The organism is Salinarimonas sp. (assembly GCF_040111675.1).
In the GTDB taxonomy this organism is placed as follows: domain Bacteria; phylum Pseudomonadota; class Alphaproteobacteria; order Rhizobiales; family Beijerinckiaceae; genus Salinarimonas.
Window position 1 is genome coordinate 4846938 of sequence record NZ_CP157794.1, and the last position, 17600, is coordinate 4864537.

13 protein-coding genes and 1 tRNA gene are annotated in these 17600 nt (G+C 73.0%); 8 read left to right on the forward strand and 6 right to left on the reverse strand.

What is annotated here, in order from left to right; genetic code table 11:
- Nucleotides 1-27: 27 nt before the first annotated feature.
- Together ABL310_RS22490 and ABL310_RS22495 are read right to left on the reverse strand one after the other, a co-directional pair.
- Nucleotides 28-696, reverse strand: coding sequence for a flagellar hook capping FlgD N-terminal domain-containing protein (locus ABL310_RS22490; protein WP_349369229.1), 669 nt, complete (start codon nucleotides 694-696; stop codon nucleotides 28-30).
- A 12-nt stretch (nucleotides 697-708) separates the two neighbouring features.
- The gene (locus ABL310_RS22495; RefSeq protein WP_349369230.1) at nucleotides 709-2283 is read right to left on the reverse strand and encodes a flagellar hook-length control protein FliK; all 1575 of its coding nucleotides are present in this window, start codon (nucleotides 2281-2283) and stop codon (nucleotides 709-711) included.
- A gap of 286 nt (nucleotides 2284-2569) precedes the next feature.
- Between ABL310_RS22495 and mnmA the strand changes: the two genes are divergently transcribed.
- Both mnmA and ABL310_RS22505 read left to right on the forward strand, forming a co-directional pair.
- Entirely contained in the window at nucleotides 2570-3760 is a 1191-nt protein-coding gene (mnmA, locus tag ABL310_RS22500; RefSeq protein WP_349369231.1) for a tRNA 2-thiouridine(34) synthase MnmA, read from the forward strand.
- Between the two features lie 32 nt (nucleotides 3761-3792).
- Nucleotides 3793-4431, forward strand: a complete 639-nt coding sequence (locus ABL310_RS22505) for a methyltransferase domain-containing protein (RefSeq protein ID WP_349369232.1) — start codon at nucleotides 3793-3795, stop codon at nucleotides 4429-4431.
- Between the two features lie 24 nt (nucleotides 4432-4455).
- Here the strand turns inward: ABL310_RS22505 and ABL310_RS22510 are convergent, their stop codons facing one another.
- Nucleotides 4456-6129 carry a cache domain-containing protein gene (locus tag ABL310_RS22510; protein WP_349369233.1) on the reverse strand — a complete coding sequence of 558 codons (1674 nt, stop codon included), beginning with the start codon at nucleotides 6127-6129 and terminating at the stop codon, nucleotides 4456-4458.
- A 297-nt stretch (nucleotides 6130-6426) separates the two neighbouring features.
- Here ABL310_RS22510 and ABL310_RS22515 point away from each other — a divergent pair.
- The 5 genes from ABL310_RS22515 (at nucleotide 6427) to ABL310_RS22535 (ending at nucleotide 10138) form a co-directional block, all read left to right on the forward strand.
- Nucleotides 6427-6503: transfer RNA gene (locus ABL310_RS22515), tRNA-Met, on the forward strand.
- Between the two features lie 179 nt (nucleotides 6504-6682).
- A complete protein-coding gene (locus ABL310_RS22520; protein WP_349369234.1) occupies nucleotides 6683-6988 on the forward strand; it encodes a monooxygenase in 306 nt (101 codons plus the stop codon).
- 170 nt (nucleotides 6989-7158) lie between these two features.
- A complete protein-coding gene (locus ABL310_RS22525) occupies nucleotides 7159-8154 on the forward strand; it encodes a tripartite tricarboxylate transporter substrate binding protein (protein WP_349369235.1) in 996 nt (331 codons plus the stop codon).
- Complete coding sequence (locus tag ABL310_RS22530) at nucleotides 8151-8642, forward strand: tripartite tricarboxylate transporter TctB family protein (RefSeq protein WP_349369236.1); 492 nt, start codon at nucleotides 8151-8153, stop codon at nucleotides 8640-8642. The genes ABL310_RS22525 and ABL310_RS22530 overlap by 4 nt, the downstream gene beginning before the upstream one ends.
- Nucleotides 8639-10138: a tripartite tricarboxylate transporter permease gene (locus ABL310_RS22535; RefSeq protein WP_349369237.1), complete on the forward strand. Its 1500-nt coding sequence runs from the start codon at nucleotides 8639-8641 to the stop codon at nucleotides 10136-10138. The genes ABL310_RS22530 and ABL310_RS22535 overlap by 4 nt, the downstream gene beginning before the upstream one ends.
- Here the strand turns inward: ABL310_RS22535 and ABL310_RS22540 are convergent.
- Entirely contained in the window at nucleotides 10113-11654 is a 1542-nt protein-coding gene (locus tag ABL310_RS22540) for an alpha/beta hydrolase (RefSeq protein WP_349369238.1), read from the reverse strand. The genes ABL310_RS22535 and ABL310_RS22540 overlap by 26 nt on opposite strands.
- A 276-nt stretch (nucleotides 11655-11930) precedes the next feature.
- On the opposite strand from ABL310_RS22540, the gene ABL310_RS22545 reads away from it, so the two are divergent.
- Complete coding sequence (locus ABL310_RS22545) at nucleotides 11931-15419, forward strand: EAL domain-containing protein (protein WP_349369239.1); 3489 nt, start codon at nucleotides 11931-11933, stop codon at nucleotides 15417-15419.
- Between the two features lie 14 nt (nucleotides 15420-15433).
- Here the strand turns inward: ABL310_RS22545 and ABL310_RS22550 are convergent, their stop codons facing one another.
- Nucleotides 15434-16441, reverse strand: a complete 1008-nt coding sequence (locus tag ABL310_RS22550; protein ID WP_349372106.1) for a 2-hydroxyacid dehydrogenase — start codon at nucleotides 16439-16441, stop codon at nucleotides 15434-15436.
- A gap of 5 nt (nucleotides 16442-16446) precedes the next feature.
- Nucleotides 16447-17373, reverse strand: coding sequence for a 1-phosphofructokinase family hexose kinase (locus ABL310_RS22555; RefSeq protein WP_349369240.1), 927 nt, complete (start codon nucleotides 17371-17373; stop codon nucleotides 16447-16449).
- Between the last annotated feature and the right edge of the window lie 227 nt (nucleotides 17374-17600).

The following is a 17600-nucleotide window of genomic DNA, read 5'->3' on the forward strand; positions in this document are numbered from 1 at the left end:
GCGCGACGACTCGCGCGTCTGCGGGTCTCACACGTCGGAGACTCCGGTGACCGCGCCGAGCGGCACGCGGACGCCGCCCGAGATCAGGACCGGCTCGTCGCCGGTGAGGTCGAGGGCGTCGACGATGCCGGAGAAGGTGGTGGACACCTCCACCGGCTGCCCGGCGGCGTCCCGGGCCTGGACGCGGATGGCGTAAGTCCCGTCGGGGGCCTGCGCCCCCGTCGACGTGCGCCCGTCCCAGGTGAAGGTCTGCTCGCCCGCCTGGAGGGAGCGCGTCTCGGCGGCGACGACCGTGCCCGAAGAATCGACGACCTCGATCACCGCCCGGCTCGCGGCCCTGGGCAGCGTCAGCGTCCATTGCGCCTGACCGTCGGCGAGCTCGGCCTGCGGACCCGCCGCCTCGATGCGTCGACCGATGAAGCTCGAGGCGGTGGAGACGTTGGCGGCGCGGGTCGAGGTGATCAGCGAGCCCAGCATCTCGTTGGTCTTGATCTGCTGCTCGACCGAGGCGAACTGCACCAGCTGCTGGGTGAACTGGTTGGTGTCGAGCGGGTCGAGCGGGCTCTGGTTCTGCAGCTGCGTGGTGAGCAGCAACAGGAACTGATCGAAATTGTCGGCGATGTTCTGGCGGTCGGCCGCCGCCGTCCCGCCGCCCGCGGTCGCCTGCTGCGCCGTCGCCCCGATTCCGGCCGCCATGCCCGCCTCCCCTCAGATCCGCACGTCGACGCCGACGAGCCCGCCGGCGAGGATCCGCCGCGGCGCCAGCGCCTCGATCGCCTGCGGCTCGACGAGGCCGCCGCGGCCGCGCCGGCCGCCCTCCTCGCCGCGCCCGTCGCGCCGGCCCTCGCCCTGGCCGAAGGCCTCGCGCCCGCCGCCGTCGCCGCCGCGCGGGTCGCCCGGCTGCTCGCGCAGGGACATCTGCACCGAGCCTTCGTTCGTCCGCAGCCCCGCCTGCTCGAAGGCGCGCTCGAGGGTCTTCGCGTCGCGCTGGAGCAGCATCAGCGTCTCGACGCGCTCGACCTGCAGCTTCGCGGTCACCTCGCCCTCCTCGATCTCGAGCGAGACGTCGATGCGGCCGAGCTCGGCCGGGTCGAGGCGGATGGTGAAGCGGTTGACGTTGCCCAGGCTCTTCAGCCCGATCTCGATCGGCACCGCGCCGAGCGGCACGTTGTCGAGGACCGGCGGCTGGGCATAGGCGGGCTGCGGCGCCGTCGCCGTGGGCGGCGGGGCGGCGCCCGGCGGGGCGGGCTGCGGGGCCTGGATCTGCGGCGGGGCCGCGCCCGGATCGAGCGGCGGCTGCGCCGGGGGCGCGCCCTGCGACGCCGCGGGCTGGGCCACGCCCTGCGCCTGAGCCTGGACGAAGGTCTGCGCCGATGCGCCGGCGGCCGGCTTGCCCTCGGCGGGCGCTTCCGCGCCCGGCTTCGCCGCGCCCTCGGCAGGAACGGCGGCGGCGGGCTTCGCCTCGCCGGCAGCGACGCCGGCCTGACTCAGCGCCTCGGCGAGGGGCTGCGCCGGAAGGGCCTCGGTCGCGTCCGCCCCCGTCGCGGCGGGCGCTGCGGGTGCGCCGGGTGTCGCGGCGGCGCCGCCGGCGGGCGCGGCCGGCTTCGCGTCGCCGGCGCCGGAATCCGCGCCGACGGCGGCTCCCGGCCCTGCCGGGTTCCCGCCGCGCAGCGTACGGGCGGCGGCGGCGATCGCCTGGCCCGGCGGCGCATCGGGGCGCACGCCCTGCGCCGCATCGCGCGCCTCTCCTTCGGTCCGCACCATCGCCTGCCCCGGCGCATGGGCCTGCGCGACGGCGGACAGCCCGGGACCGGCCGCGGGCCCGGCCGTGTCGGCCCCGTCCGGCTGCGGGGCGGGCTCCGTCGAGGGCGAGGCGGCCTCCCCGTTCGCCTGCGGGCCCGCCGGTCCCGACGCAACGGCCTGCGCCGCGGTCGGTGCGCTCTCGACGGGCTCGGTCGCGGGCGTCTCGGCGGTGGAGGTCCCGGTGGTGGAGGTCTCGGTCGCGGATGCCTCGCTCGGCTCGGTCGGCTCGGCGGCTGAGGCCGGCGCTTCGGATCGCTGAGCGTCCTCCGGCCTCCGTCGACGCTCGGCCGGCTCCGCGCCGTCCGGCGCACGGGTCTCGCGGGTCTCGCGGACGCGCTCGCGCGCCTCGGGTCGCGCCGGACCGTCGGCTTCCGGCGGCACGCGGAAGGCGGGCGCATCCCCGTCGCGCGGGGGCGACGCGGGCCGCGGCCGGGGCTCTGGACGCCGAGACGCCTCGGCGGGAACGGGATCGAAACGCATGGCGTGACGCTCGCGCGAAAACTCGGACGGCGCCGGCAGAAAGCGCCGCACCCCGCACCGCAAGAGCCGCGCCAGGGCTCGCCGCGCCTTGCAATCCGTTGGCGTTCAACCATTTTCGTTTCGGGCGTGCCGGCGAGCGCCGCGGTCGAACCGTTCCGAGCCGGCAGAATGCGCCGGGCGTCTCGGCAGAATCTGCCCGGCGTCGCTGGAAACGGCCGGGCGCCGCCGCTATAGAGGACGGGCTCGAGCCGCGGGCCCGTCCCGTTCGCGCGAAGGAAGAGTGAGGATGCGAAACAGCCTCGACCTGCCGAAGGAGCCCGCCGCGACGCGCGTCGTCGTCGCCATGTCCGGCGGCGTCGATTCTTCCGTCGTCGCCGCGCTGCTGAAGCGCGAGGGCTACGACGTGGTCGGCATCACGCTACAGCTCTACGATCACGGCGCCGCGACCCATCGCAAGGGCGCCTGCTGCGCCGGCCAGGACATCCACGACGCCCGCCGCGTGGCCGAGGCGATCGGCATCCCGCATTACGTGCTCGACTACGAGAGCCGCTTCCGCGAGGCGGTGATGGAGAGCTTCGCCGACAGCTATCTCGCCGGCGAGACGCCGATTCCCTGCGTCGAGTGCAACCGCTCCATCAAGTTCCGCGATCTGCTCGAGACCGCGAAGGAGCTCGGCGCGGACGCCCTCGCCACCGGGCACTACGTCGCGAGCCGGCCGCTGCCCGACGGCCGCCGCGGCCTCTACCGCGCCGCCGACCCGGCGCGCGACCAGAGCTATTTCCTCTACGCCACGACGAAGGCCCAGCTCGACCTCCTGCGCTTTCCGCTCGGCGAGCTCGCCGACAAGGGCGAGACCCGCGCGCTCGCCCGCGAGCTCGGCCTCTCGGTGGCGGAGAAGGCGGACAGCCAGGACATCTGCTTCGTGCCGCAGGGCCGCTATTCCGACGTGATCACGAAGCTCAAGCCCAACGCGGCCGCTCCCGGGGAGATCGTCCACGTCGACGGGCGCGTGCTCGGCGCGCACGAGGGCATCATCCACTACACGGTGGGCCAGCGCCGGGGGCTCGGGCTCTCCGTCGGCGAGCCGCTCTACGTGCTCGGGCTCGACGCCGAGAACGCCCGCGTCGTCGTCGGCCCGCGGGAGGCGTTGGCCACGCGCCGCATCCGCCTGCGCGACGTGAACTGGCTCGGCGACGTCCCGCTGGACGCGCTCGGCGAGGGGCTCGAGGTCGCCGCCCGGGTACGCTCGACGCGCGCGCCGCGCCCGGCCCTCATGCGCCTCGCCGCGGGCGAGAGCGGGCCGGAGGTCGAGGTCGAGCTGCTCTCCCCCGAGGACGGCGTCTCCCCCGGCCAGGCCTGCGTCGTCTACGAGAGCGAGGATCCGCGGGCCCGGGTGCTGGGCGGCGGCACCATCGCCCGGCGCACGAGCGCCGCCGTCTCCCACGCCGCGCCGCAGGGCGCGGACGCCCTCGCCTGACGGGCGGCCGACACCACGCGCCAGGAGCCAGCATGGCCGTCCAGTACGATCTCGAAGGGCAGCGCCGGGTCTACGAGCGCTGGGCTCCGTTCTACGACCGCGTCTACCACAAGTTCCTCTCCGACGCGCATCGCCGGACGGCCGAGGCCGCGGCCGCCTGCGGGCCGGAGATCCTCGAGATCGGGGTCGGCACCGGGCTCGTCCTCCCCTATTACCCGCGCGAGGCGCGGGTCTGCGGCGTCGACCTGTCGATCCACATGCTGGCCAAGGCCCGCGAGAAGGTGCTCGCCGGCCTGCCGCAGGTGAAGCTGATCGCCGCGATGGACGCCTGCCGGCTGGGCTTTCGCGACGAGGCCTTCGACGCGGTGGCGGTGCCTTTCGTCATCACGCTGGTGCCCGACCCCGAAGGCGCCCTCGACGAATGCGCGCGGGTGCTGAAAGCCGGCGGCGAGATCGTGATCTCCTCGAAGCTGTCCCGCGACACGGGCCCGATCGCGGCGTTGGAGCACGCCGTCGCGCCGCTGATGGCCAAGGTCGGCTGGTCCTCCGCCTTCAAGATCAGCCGCGTCGCCGCCTGGGCCGAGCGCCGGGGCTTCACGGTGGAGGAGATCGCGCCGCTGTTCCCGGCCGGATTCTTCAAGCTGATGCGGCTGAAGAAGCCGGCGGGCTGAGCGCCCGCCGGCCCGCTTCGCGCCTCAGGCGACCTTCACCTGCGAGAGGAAGCCGCCGACCTCCCCGGAGAGCCCGTCCGCCTGATCGGCCAGGGCCCGGGCGGCGCCCAGCACCTCGTCGGCGGCCGTGCGGGTCGCGCCCGCGCCGTCCTTGAGCTCCACCGCCGCGCCCGTCACGGCATCCGTCCCGCGGGCCGCCTCCTGGACGTTGCGGGCGATCTCGCTCGTCGCGACGCCCTGCTGCTCCATGGCCGCGGCGATGCCGGTGGAGATCCGGCTCATCTCGGAGACGACCTCGCCGATGCCGGCGATGGCGCGCACCATCTCGTCGGTCACGCCCTGGATCTGCGCGACGTGTCCCGCGATCTCGTCCGTCGCCTTCGCCGTCTGCTCGGCGAGGCCCTTCACCTCGGCGGCGACCACGGCGAAGCCGCGCCCCGCCTCGCCGGCACGGGCCGCCTCGATCGTGGCGTTGAGGGCGAGCAGGTTCGTCTGGCCCGCGATGCCGTTGATGAGCGAGACGATCTCCTCGATCTTCTGAGCCGAGACGGCGAGCGAGCGCACCACCGCATCCGTCTTCTCGACGTTGGCGACGGCGGTCGACGAGATCTCGGCGGACTTGGCCACCCGGCGGCCGATCTCCTGCACGGAGGCGCTCATCTCCTCGGCCGCGCTGGCGACCGCCTGGACGTTGGCGGAGGTGCGCGCAGCGGCCTCGGCGACCGCGCCCGAGCGGGCGTCGGCGCCCTCGGCGGTGGCGGTCATGCCCTGCGCCGTCGTCTCCATCCGCTGCGCCGCGTCGGCGAGGCCGCGGGTGAGGCCCGAGATGCTCTCCTCGAAGCTCTTCATCAGGGCGTCGAGGCGCTGGGCGCGCCGGGCCTTGGCGTCGGCCTCCTCGGCGGCGCGGGCGTCCGCGTCGCGCTTGGCCTCGAGGGCGTCGGCGAAGACGCCGACCATGCGGGCCATGGCGCCGATCTCGTCGCGCCGGGCGACGTCCGGAATCGGGGCGTCGAGATCGCCGGCGGCCAGGGTCTCCATCCGCCCCGAAAGCCGTTTCACCGGCTGCGAGACGCTGCGCCCGAGCGCGAAGCCGATCGCGGCGAGGATCGCCGTGGCGACGGCGGCCACGCCGAGGAAGACCGTGCGCGCCCGCGCCGTCATCGCCTCGATGTCGTCGATGTAGACGCCGGTGCCGATCGCCCAGCCCCAGGGCGCGAAGCCTTCGATGTAGCTCAGCTTCATTCGGGCGACGTCCTCGCCGGGATTCTTCCAGGTGTAGGACAGGTAGCCCTGCCCCTCGCGGCCGATCTCGGACATCCTGCGCACGAAGAAGTATCCGCTGGCGTCGCGCAGGTCCGCCATGTTCCTGCCTTCGAGCGCGGGGTTGAGCGGATGCATCACGGAGACCGAGTCGACCGTGTTGATGAACACGTATTCGCTCCCGGCGTATCGGATCGCACGCAGGACGTCGGCGGCGCGGGCCTGGGCCTCCTCGACCGGCATCTCGCCGCGGTCGGCGCGGGCGTGGAAGTCCGCCACGATCGTGCGCGCGCTTTCGACGAGGACGCGCAGCTGGTACTGCTTGCGCTCCATGAGCTGGCTGGAGATCGTCGCGATGCCGAACAGAGCCAGGGAGGCGAGAGCCACGAAGGCGATCGCGACGAGGAGATAGAATCGCCCGCCGACTGTCAGTTTCACGCGGACAGGGTGAATGGTAGATGCAGGCATGGATGGCACTCCGTTGTCCGATGCCTGTTAGCGTGCCGCCGGTTAATCTTCTCTTCCACGTAGCGAGAACGCGCGATCTCGACCGAGAACCGTCACGCGGCGACCCTCCTCGGTCCCGGCCGCCTTCCGCGCGCCGACGCGGCTGCGCGAGCCGTCCCGTGGAGGGCCGCATCGGGACGCCGCGCGCCCCGCGCGCTCGCTTGACAGCCCGATCCGCCCTCCGTATATCCCGCCCACCGACGCGGCGCCGCAGCGCCGCCGTCTCGGGGCGGAGTAGCTCAGCTGGTTAGAGCAGAGGAATCATAATCCTTGTGTCGGGGGTTCGAGTCCCTCCTCCGCTACCACCTTCAAATTGCATATCCGGCTCGCCGGCCCATCTGCCTGTGGAGGCCTCCGCGGTCTCTCGTGACGAGAGAGTCGGCGGGTGGAGCGTCTTGCGGCGGCCGTGCTTCCGTTACGTGACGCGTCTGGACTCGCCGCCCGCGTCGTCGTCTGATCGCGCCCTACCGAGACGGAGGCGATCATGACCACCACGCTGCTGCAATTCGACTTTCCCTTCGATGGCCCCTTCGGCGCCGGCATGACCGAGGCGCTCGGCGGGCTCGCGCACGACATCGCCGGCGAGGCGGGGCTGATCTGGAAGATCTGGACCGAGAACGAGGCCGAGCGGCGCGCCGGCGGCATCTATCTCTTCGCCGACGCCGCCTCGGCGGAGCGCTACCGGGCGAAGCACGAGGCCCGGCTCGCCGGCTTCGGGATCACCGGCATCGTGGCGAAGAGCTTCTCCGTCAACGGCGACCTCTCCGCGATCACGCGCGCGCCTCTCTGAGGACCTTCCGTGACGGTCCGCCCGAGCGGGCTCGGCGCGGGCGCGCCGCTGCGCGGTCTTGAGGCGCGCGGCCCGTCCCTCTAGCTTCGAGGCGGAGGACGCGTGCAAGTCGTCGACGCGTCCTTCCGTAACGAAACAACGAGCGCGGCCCGACCGCGCGGGGAGGAGACATGAACAAGACCGTCGCCGCGGCCGCCGCCGCGATCGCGCTCGCCTGGGCGGGCGCCGCTCACGCGGACTATCCCGAGCGCGAGGTGCTCGGCGTCGTGATGTGGGGCGCCGGCGGCGCCACCGACACCGTCGCCCGCGCCGTCAACCCGGCCGCCGAGGAGGCGCTCGGAAAGCCGATCGTCGTGCTCAACAAGGCCGGCGGCGCCGGCGCCATCTCCACCGCCTTCGTCGCCGCCGCGCCCGCGGACGGCTACACGCTGCTCTACGGCGCCGAGAACCCGCAGCTGCACGGCGTGATGGGCGTCTCCGAGCTCGACTATTCCGACTTCACGCCGATCAACATCCTCGGCCGCGGCGTCGCGGTGATCACGGTGCCGGCGGAGTCGGACTACCGGACGCTGGAGGATCTCCTCGCCGACATCGCCGCCAATCCGGGCGAGGTGAAGATGGGCTCGACCGGCCCCGGCGGCCTGCCCTCCACCATCGGCGCCTTGATCGCCAACGAGGCCGATTTCGACGTCATCGCCATTCCCTTCGACGGCGAGGGCCCGGGCCTCACCGCCATGCTCGGCGGCGAGGTCGACTTCATGCCCACCGGCATCTCGGCCGCGGCCGAGCAGATCCGCGGCGGGCTGGTGCGCGCGCTCGCCGTGGTCAATCCCGAGCCGGTGGACAGCCTGCCGGACGTCCCGGCCATCACCGACACGCTCCCCGAGATGGAGAAGTACCTGCCCTGGGGGCCGTTCTACGGCGTGTTCGTGCGCCGCGAGGTACCGGAGGACGTCACGGCGACTCTCGTCGAGGTCTACCGCACGGCGGCGCAGGACCCCGGCTTCGTCGAGCTGATGGAGAACCGCGGCAACGTGGTGATGAACATCTCCGGCGCGGAGGCCGAGGCGTTCCTCGACCGCTGGCAGCGGGTCACCACCTGGGTGCTGCAGGACACCGGCGCCGCCGAGGTGAGCCCCGAGACGCTCGGCATCCCGCGGCCGTGACGCCCCCGAGCGATACGCGCCCGCGCGCGCTCCGCCCCGGCGAGCTCGGCGTCGCCCTCGTCCTCGTGGTCTTCGCCGGGGTCGCCTTCTGGCGCGCGGCGGAGATCTCGGGCTTCGGGAGCCTGACGAGCGGGGGCGTCTTCCCGATGCTCGCCGCGGCGGTGATGATCGCGAGCGGGCTCGCGATCCTGCGCGACGCCTGGCGGCGGCGGGGCGGCGAGGGGCTCCGCCCGCTCGCCGTCCTGGCGTATCTCGCGCCGGCGCGGCTCGTCGCCTTCCTCGCGCTGGTGGCGCTCTACGCGGCGGCGATCCCGCAGGCCGGGTTCGTCGCCGCCTCGGCGGCCTTCGTCTTCGTCTCGGTGGCTTTCCTCTGGCGCCGCGGGATCGTGTGGGCGGCGGTGATCGCGGCCGTCTCGGTCGCGGCGCTCTGGCACGTCTTCCGCGTGGCCTTCCAGGTGGTGCTGCCGACCGGGAGCTTCTGGCAATGACCGAGGCGCTCGGCTCCTTCGCCCTGTCCTGGCTCGATCCGTCGCTTCTCCTGCTGACGGCGCTCGGCACGCTCGCCGGCATCTATGTCGGCGCGATCCCCGGCCTGTCGGTGACGATGGCCGCCTCGATCCTGATCTCGTTCACCTTCAAATGGGAGGTGAACGACGCGCTCGCGCTCATCGCCGGCATCTATGTCGGCGGCGTCTACGGCGGGGCGCGCACCGCGATCCTGCTCAACATCCCGGGCTCGCCCGCCGCCATCGCCACCGCGCTCGATGGCTACCCGCTGGCGAAGAGGGGCCTCGCGGGGGAGGCGATCGGGCTCTCGACCGTGATGTCGGTGATGGGCGGGCTGATCGGCGTCGCCGCGCTCGCGCTGGCGGCGCCGGCGATCTCCGACGTCGCGCTGATGTTCACCTCGCGGGACTACCTGCTGCTCGGCCTCATCGGCATCCTCCTCGTCGGCACGCTGTCGGGCGAGAGCCTCGCCAAGGGCGCGTTCTGCGGCGCGCTGGGCGTGATGATCGGCATGGTCGGGCTCGACCCGATGACCGCGCAGGCGCGCTTCACCTTCGGCTCCATCGACCTGATGGGCGGCATTCCCTACGTCGTCGCCATGATCGGCTTCTTCGGCGTGGCCGAGGCATTGACCCAGCTCGAGACCGTCGACAAGGCGGCGGTCAAGCAGAAGATCGCCCGCATCGTCCCGCCCTGGGCCGACGTGCGGCGCTACCTGAAGGTCGGCCTGCGGGCCTCCGGCATCGGCACCGTGATCGGCGCGCTGCCCGGCACCGGCGGCGACATCGCCGCGCTCCTCGCCTACGACGACGCCAAGCGCGCGACGAAGGCGCCGGAAACGCCGTTCGGCGAGGGTGCGAAGGAAGGGCTCGTCGCCCCGGAGGCCGCCAACAACGCCGCCGTCGGCGGGGCCTTCGTGCCGATGCTGACGCTCGGCATCCCCGGCGACGCGGTGACCGCCGTCATCATCGGCGCGCTGTTCATCCACGGGCTCAAGCCCGGGCCGATGCTGCTCGTCGAGACGCCGCACCTGTTCTGGTTCATCGTCGGCAACCTGACGCTCGCGAACCTGTTCCTGCTCGTCTTCGGGCTCACCGGCGTGCGGGTCTTCACCAGGATCGTCGAGTGCCCGAAGGCGATCCTGATCCCGCTGATCCTGATCCTCTCGGCCGTCGGCGCCTACGCGATCCAGAACAATCCCGCCCACATCACCTGGACGCTGGCCTTCGGCGTCGTCGGCTATCTCCTGAAGAAATACGGGTTCCAGGTCGCGCCGATCATCCTCGGCGTGATCCTCGGGCCGATGATGGACGCGAACTACCGTCGCGCCATGATCGGCGCGAAGGGCGACGTCGGCCGGTTCCTCGCCGACTTCGTCACCCACCCGATCTCGCTGGCGCTGAGCCTGGCGCTCGTGGCTCTGCTCGTGTCGCAGACGCCGCTCCCGCGCCTCATCCGGCGAGCAGCGGGAAGGTGACCGCGAGCGCCCAGGCGAAGGCCACCGCGTTGGCGATCCCCGCCACCGCGGGGTGGAGCGTCGCGCCGTAGGCCCATCGGCTGAAGAGGCCGTAGACCAGGAGGAAGGCCCCGATCACCGGCACGATGATGACGAGGAAGAACAGCCGCTCGAAGTCGAGCGCCACCGCCAGCGCCAGCGAGACCACGAAGGCGAGCTTCGCCGCCGCGTAGCCGAAGCGCGCCGCGCCCGGCCCGCGCGTCGCCCATTCGTCGGCGAGGAAGAACGAGAGGGTGCCCGCCAGCATGATCCCGATCAGCGGCAGCCGGTCGGCGCCGGGCACGAAGCTCGTCACGTAGGCGTCGAGCGGCCAGACGATGCCGACGAACCCGTAGGCGACCACGGCGGCGGTCGCCAGCGCGAGCCGGCCCCGGAAGGGGCGCGGACCGGGGCGCGTCCAGCCGCGCCGCCGCGCATAGGCGAGGCAGGCCGCGGTGAGGAGGCCGTAGGCGAGGAAGTGCGCCGCGAGATAGTCGGCGACGAGCACCGGCAGGATCTGCGTCGGCACGACCCGCAGCAGGAGCGGCGTCGCGAGCGCCGGGACGACGAGCACGATCCACAGACGTCGCCAGGGCAGCCCCGCGCCGACGGGCGCCGGCGCGGCCCGCGGCAGCAGCCGCGAGAGCGGGCGCGCGGCGACGACGATCCCGGCGAGGAGCAGCAGGATCAGCGGCCCGCGCCGGTCGATATACGGCTGGGCCGCCCGCTCGACGCCGAAGGCCGCGTCGAGCCAGGCGAGCGTCTCCTCCAGCGTCTCGCGGGAATAGAGCACGCCGACATGCTCGACGCCGTCGGCGAAGACGGCGCGGCGCCCCGTGCCCGCCGCGACGTCGCCGTAGGTGACGGCCTCCTCGGCCGCGCCGTCGACCGCGAGGCCGACCGCGCGCAGGGCCTCCTGTTTCAGGCCCGCCTCGAGCCCGCCGACGACCACGAGCAGGTTCTCCGGAGACGTCGGCGTCACCGCGGGCGAGAACATCGAGACGGCGACGACCGCCTCGGCCGCCGGCAGCTCCTGCGCCGCCCGCACCACGATGTCGGAGGCCATGGAATGGCCCAGCAGCGCGATCCGCCCGTCACCGAGGCCGCGCGCGTGCTCCGCCACCGCCCGCGTCTCCGCGACGAGGGTGCGCGTCGCGCCGTCCTCCTCGACGATCGAGCCCGCGAGCGGGCGCGGATTGCGGCCGTGCCCGGCGAAGTCGAAGCTCACCGCGACGTAGCCGTTGCGGGCCAGCGTCACGGCGAAGGCCTGCATCAGCTGGCGCGATCCGGCGAAGCCGTGGGCGATGACCACCGCCGGCCCGCGCGCGCCCTCCGCCGGGCGGTGGACGGTCGCGGGAATGTGCTCGATCGCCGTTCGCTCGACGACGAGGCCCTCCGTCGTGGCGTCGAGCCGCACCAGCGCGACGGCGATCGCGAGCCCCGCGAGGAGCGCCAGCACGGGGTCGACGAGCCGCTTCACCGTTCCGCTCCGCATCATCCCTCCCTCGTCGCCCGTCGCGGGCCGTCGCGGCCGAGGCTGGACCGGACGGGCGCCGGGCGCAATCCGTCGTGCGCGGGGGGCGAGACCTGCGCCAGCCACCAATGAGAGCTTATGCCTCTGTTTACCCGCCACCATCATCATGCGAGGCCCGTCTCGCCGGAGACGGACAGCCCCGCGCCGGAGCTCCGCGCCATGACCGTCGCCTCGAAACACGCCTGCGCGCCCGCGTGTCCGCGCCGGACGCCGCATCGCCGCGCCTGAGGACGCCGCCGCATGCCGCGCCTGTCGCTCCAACGCCTCCTTCCCGTCGCCTTCGCCGCGGTCGGGCTGGCCGTCGCGTTCGGGGCGTTGCACCTGTTCGACCGCGCCGAGCGGTTGCGTCATCTGGAGGAGCGCGCCACCGCGACCTTGGCGGCCGTCGTCGAAGCGGCCGGGCTTCAGACGGCGCTCGCCAAGGAGGTCGCGCTGCGCGCCGTCCTCCTCGCGCAGGCGCGCGAGCCGAACGCCGTGGCCGCGGCCGAGGCGGCGCTGGCGGCCGCCATCGCGGCGCAGGACGAGACGCTCACGCGTCTGCAGCGGCAGGTCGCGACCGGCGCCGACGCCCTCACCGGGCCGCTCGACGCCGACGTCGGGGCGCTGGTGTCGCGCGCGCGCTCGGTGGAGCGGCTCGCGCTGCGCGTCGCCGCGGGGGAGCCTGAGGTGATCGCCCTCACCTCGGATACGGACGCCCTCGTCGCCCGGGTGCGGCAGATGAACCGGATGATCAGGGCGACGATGGAACAGTGGGAGCGCGAGGCGCATGCGCGCCAGAGGGCGCTCGAAGGCTTGGCGGCGATCCTCGTCACCGCGCTCGTCGCCTGCTGCTTGTTCCCGATCCTGTTCATGCTCCAGCGGCGGAACCGGCAGCTGCAGAGCGCCTCCGCCGGCCTCGCCGCAGCGGCGGAGGAACTCGGCGTAATGTCCGAAATGGCGCAGGTCGCGCCCTGGCACATCGCGCCGGCGAGCGGCGAGGTGCGCTGGTCCGAGCGCCTGGTTCGCCTGCTCGGCCTGTCCGGCGCGGGCGCGCCGAGCCTGCCAGCGACGCTCGCCCTGTTCGAGCCCGCCTCGGCCGAGCGGCTCGCCAGGGTCGTCGCCCGCGCCCGCGGGAGCGGCGAGGGCTGGGACGTCGAGCTCACCACGACGGCGGCCGTCGGGTCGCGCCGGATGCGCTGCTTCGGCCAGGCCGTGCGCGAGCACGGGCGCATCGTCTCCATCGCCTGCGCGATGCAGGACGTCACCGACGGCGCCCTCGCCCGCGCGCGCTACGAGGCGGCCCAGCAGCGGCTCGCGATGGCGACCGAGGGCGCCAATATCGGCCTGTGGGACTGGTCCCCGGAGACGGACGAGGCCTGGTACGACGACACCTGGTTCGGCATGCTCGGCTACGACCCGGGCGAGCTTCCGGCCACCGGCACGACCTGGATCACGCTCGTCCACCCCGACGACGCGCCGGGCGCCCGCGACCGGCTCGCGCGGCACGTCGAAGGCGCGACGCCGGACTACAAGGCCGAGTTCCGCATGCGGACGAAGGACGGCGCCTGGCGGTGGATCCTGGCGGTCGGTCGCGTCGCCGCCCGCGACGCCGCCGGCGCGGCGAGCCGGATCTCGGGGCTGCACCTCGACATCACCGAGCGGCGCGAGGCCGAGGCGGCGCTCGCCGCGAGCGAGGAGCGCTTCCGCTGCCTCACCGCCATGAGCTCCGACTGGTATTGGGAGCAGGACGCGGACCTGCGCTTCGTGCAGTTCTCCCACGAGATCGAAAGCGTGTGGAAGGTTCGCACCGAGCTCCTCGGCAAGACCCGGCGCGAGCTGCCGATCGTGCTCGAGAACGCGACCTGGGAGGAGCATCAGGCCGTGCTCGACCGGCACGAGCCGTTCCGCGATCTCGAATACCGGATCGCCGACGGCGGAGACCGGCGCTGGTTCCGCGTCAGCGGCGACCCGATCTTCGGCCCGGACGGCGGCTTCCGCGGCTATCGCGGGGTCGGCTCCGACATCACCGAGCGCCGCCTCGCGCTCGAGCAGCAGGTCGCCGCGCGCGAGGCCGCCTCGGAGCGCGCCCGACAGCTGCAGCTGACGCTCGCCCACATGATCCAGGGCCTGACGATGTACGACGGCGCGGGCCGTCTGGTGATCTGGAACGACCGGTATCTCGAGCTGATGGACCTGCCGCGGGAGGAGATCCGCCACGGCATGCACCTCTCCGAGGTGCTCGAGCTGCGCCGGCGCTGCGGCTCCTTCGACCATCCGGTCGCCGAGGCGCTCGCCGCCTTCCTCGCCCGCATCTCCCGCGGCGAGGAGATGCGCGCCACGGTCCGCACGCGCTCCGGCCGGCTGATCGCGCAGATCAACGCGCCCATTCCCGGCGGCGGCTGGGTGACGACCCACGAGGACGTCACCGAGCGCGAGCAGGTCGCGGCCCGCATCAGCCACGCGGCCCATCACGACGTGCTCACGGGCCTCGCCAACCGCGCCTCGCTGAAGATGCACGTGGACGAGGCCCTGCGCGCCGCGGTGGCGCAGCCCTTCTCGGTCATGCTGATCGACCTCGATCGCTTCAAGGCGGTGAACGACACGTTCGGCCACGCCATCGGCGACGCGCTGCTCGTCGAGGCGGCGGAGCGGATGACGGCGCTGGTCCGGCACGGCGACGTCGTGGCGCGCCTGGGCGGGGACGAGTTCGCCGTGCTCCAGCGCACCGGGCGCGAGGGCCGCGGGGGAGCGGAAGCGCTCGCCAAGCGGCTCCTCTCCGCGCTGGTCGACCCCTTCTGGATCGACGGGCGCCAGATCTCCATCGGCGCGTCGATCGGCGTCGCCCTCGCGCCCGAGCACGGACGGGAGGTCGACGAGCTGATGCGCAACGCCGACACCGCGCTCTACCGCGTCAAGGCCGACGGCCGCAACGGCTGGCGCGTCTTCGACGGCGACCTCGACGCCGCCGCGCGCAGCCGCCGCGAGCTCGCCCGAGACCTGCGCGAGGCGCTCCACCGGCGCGAATTCCATCTCAACTTCCAGCCCATCGTCGATCTCGGCAGCCGGCGGGCGGTCGGGGTCGAGACGCTGCTGCGCTGGAGCCACCCGCGCCGCGGCCTGGTCTCGCCGGGAATCTTCATTCCGCTGCTCGAGGAGACCGGCCTCATCACCGGGGTGGGCGACTGGGTGCTGGCGCAGGCCTGCCGCGAGGCGGCGGCGCTGCCGGAGCACGTGCGCCTGGCGGTCAACGTCTCGCCGGCTCAGCTGCGCAATCGCGGGCTTCTCGACGTCGTGGTGACCGCGCTGGAAGAAACCGGGCTCGCGCCCGAGCGGCTGGAGCTCGAGGTGACCGAGACGGTGCTCCTCGACGACGACCAGGCGCTGCTCGCCGACCTGCGGCGCGTGAAGGCGCTCGGGGTGCGGATCTCGCTCGACGATTTCGGAACGGGCTACTCGTCCTTGAGCTATCTGCGCATGTTCCCGTTCGACAAGATCAAGATCGACAAGTCGTTCGTGAACGACTTCGTCGAGCGCGAGGATTGCGCGGCCATCGTCTGCTCGGTGATCGCGCTGGCGCGCAGCCTCGACATGGTCTGCACGGCGGAGGGCGTCGAGACCGAGACGCAGGCGGCGATGCTGCGCGCCGCCGGTTGCGATCTCGCCCAGGGCTTCCTGTTCTCGAAGCCCAAGCCCCTGGCCGATCTCGACCTCGACGCCCTCGGCGCCGAGCCGGAGCGGCGCATCGCCTGAGGCGCGCCACGCGTTCAGTCGGCGATCTTCTCCACCGAGACCCGGTGCATCGGCTCGCCCGTCCGGGCGAAGGCGTCGATGTTGGCCAGCGTCGTCTCGGCGATGTTGCCGAGCGCCTCCTTGGTGAAGAAGGCCTGGTGCCCGGTGATCAGCACGTTGGGGAAGGTGAGCAGGCGCGCGAACACGTCGTCGCCGATGATGTTGTTCGACAAATCCTCGAAGAACAGGTCCCCCTCCTCCTCATAGACGTCGAGCGCGAGGCGGCCGATGATCCCGGCCTTCAGCCCCGCGAGCACGGCGCGGGTGTCGATCACCGCCCCGCGGCTGGTGTTGACGATCATCACCCCGCGCTTCATGCGCCGGATCGCGTCGGCATCGATCATGTGGTGCGTCTGCGGCGTGAGCGGACAGTGCAGCGAGATCACGTCCGAGCGGGCGAACAGCTCCTCGCGCGAGACGTAGGCGATGCCGCGGGCGACGCAGTCCGGGTTCTCGTGGACGTCGTGGGCGATGACGGTGCAGCCGAACCCCTGCAGGATGCCCGCCGTGATCGCGCCGATCTGCCCCGTGCCGACGATGCCCGCCGTCTTGCCGTGGAGGTCGAAGCCGAGCAGGCCGTCGAGGGCGAAATTGCCCTCGCGCACCCGGTTGAAGGCGCGGTGGATGTTGCGGTTGAGCGCGAGGATGAGCGCCAGCGTGTGCTCGGCGACCGCGTGCGGCGAATAGGCCGGCACCCGCGCCACCGTGAGCCCGAGCCGGCGCGCCGCCTGGAGGTCGATGTTGTTGAAGCCCGCGCAGCGCAGCGCGACCAAGCGCACTCCCATGCCGGCGAGCTTCTCCAGCACGGCGGCGTCGCCGTGATCGTTGACGAAGACGCACACCGCCTGCGCGGCGTCTGCCAGCACGGCGGAATCGGCCGTGAGGGTCGCCTCGACGAAGACGAGCTCGTGGCCCGTTGCGCGCGCGGCCTCCGTCAGGAAGACGCGGTCGTAGGGCTTGGCGCTGAAGACGACGACTTTCACGTTTCTCACTCTCCGATCTCGTGTCGCAGGCGCTCGACGTCCTCGCGCCGGCACAGCTCCGTGCCCGGCGTCAGCACGGCGGCGGTGCCGGCGGCCATGCCGAGCACGAAGGCCTCGCGCGCGGAGAGGCCGGTGGCGAGGCCGAAGGTCATGCCGGCGACGAAGCTGTCGCCCGCGCCGACTGCCGAGCGCACCTCCACCTGCGGCACGTCCTTGCGCACGATCCCCTCCTTCGAGGCGAGGATCGCGCCCTCGTGGCCGAGCGTCACCGCGACGAGGGCGACCTTGCCGGCCTCGACGAACGACATCGCCGCCTCCGCGATGGCGTCGGGGCCGTCGAGCCTGCGCCCGACAGCCTTCTCGAGCTCGCCCTGGCTCGGCTTCACGAGATGGACGCCGCCATGCTCCAGCGTCTCGGCGAGGGCGGGACCGGAGGTGTCGAGCACGAGCTTCGCGCCCTTGCGCGCGGCGATCTCCGCGATGCGGCCGTAGAAGCCGGGCTGCGTCCCGCGCGGCAGCGAGCCGGAGGCGACGATCCAGTCGACGTCGCGGCCCGCGATCTCCTCGATCACGGCCCGGCATTCGCCGTCGCGCAGGAGCGGGCCCTCCGGCACGAAGCGGTATTCCTTACCCGACGCGCGCTCGTAGACGACGTGGCTGATGCGCGTGTCGTCGTGGATCGGAATGCGCTCGAAGGCGAGCCCGCGCTGGGAGACGAGGGCGTCGAGCACGCCGCCGGTGACGCCGCCCGCGGCGAAGACGGCGCAGGCCTCGGCGCCGAGCTCCTGGAGCACGCGCGCGACGTTGATGCCGCCGCCGCCGGGATCGTAGCGCTCGTTCGAGGTGCGGATCTTGTGCGTGTGGCGCACCCGGTCGGTCTCGGCCGAGCCGTCGACCGACGGATTGAGCGTGAGGGTGACGATCGGCTTCATGGCCTCTCCCGAGGGGTGGACGGCTCTGGAACGCGCGCGGCGGCCCGCCGGGTGACGTTGCGCGCGCCCCGCGGTTCCGCATGACGACGGTGAGAGCGACATCGTGACCCGCCGCATGCAGGGCGCGCAACTCGGGCTCATCCGGACGCGCGCACCGGACGCAGGCGGAACCGTCGCGTCGCGCCGCCTGTTCCATAAGCCGCAAGCCATGACCGGGATACGACGCA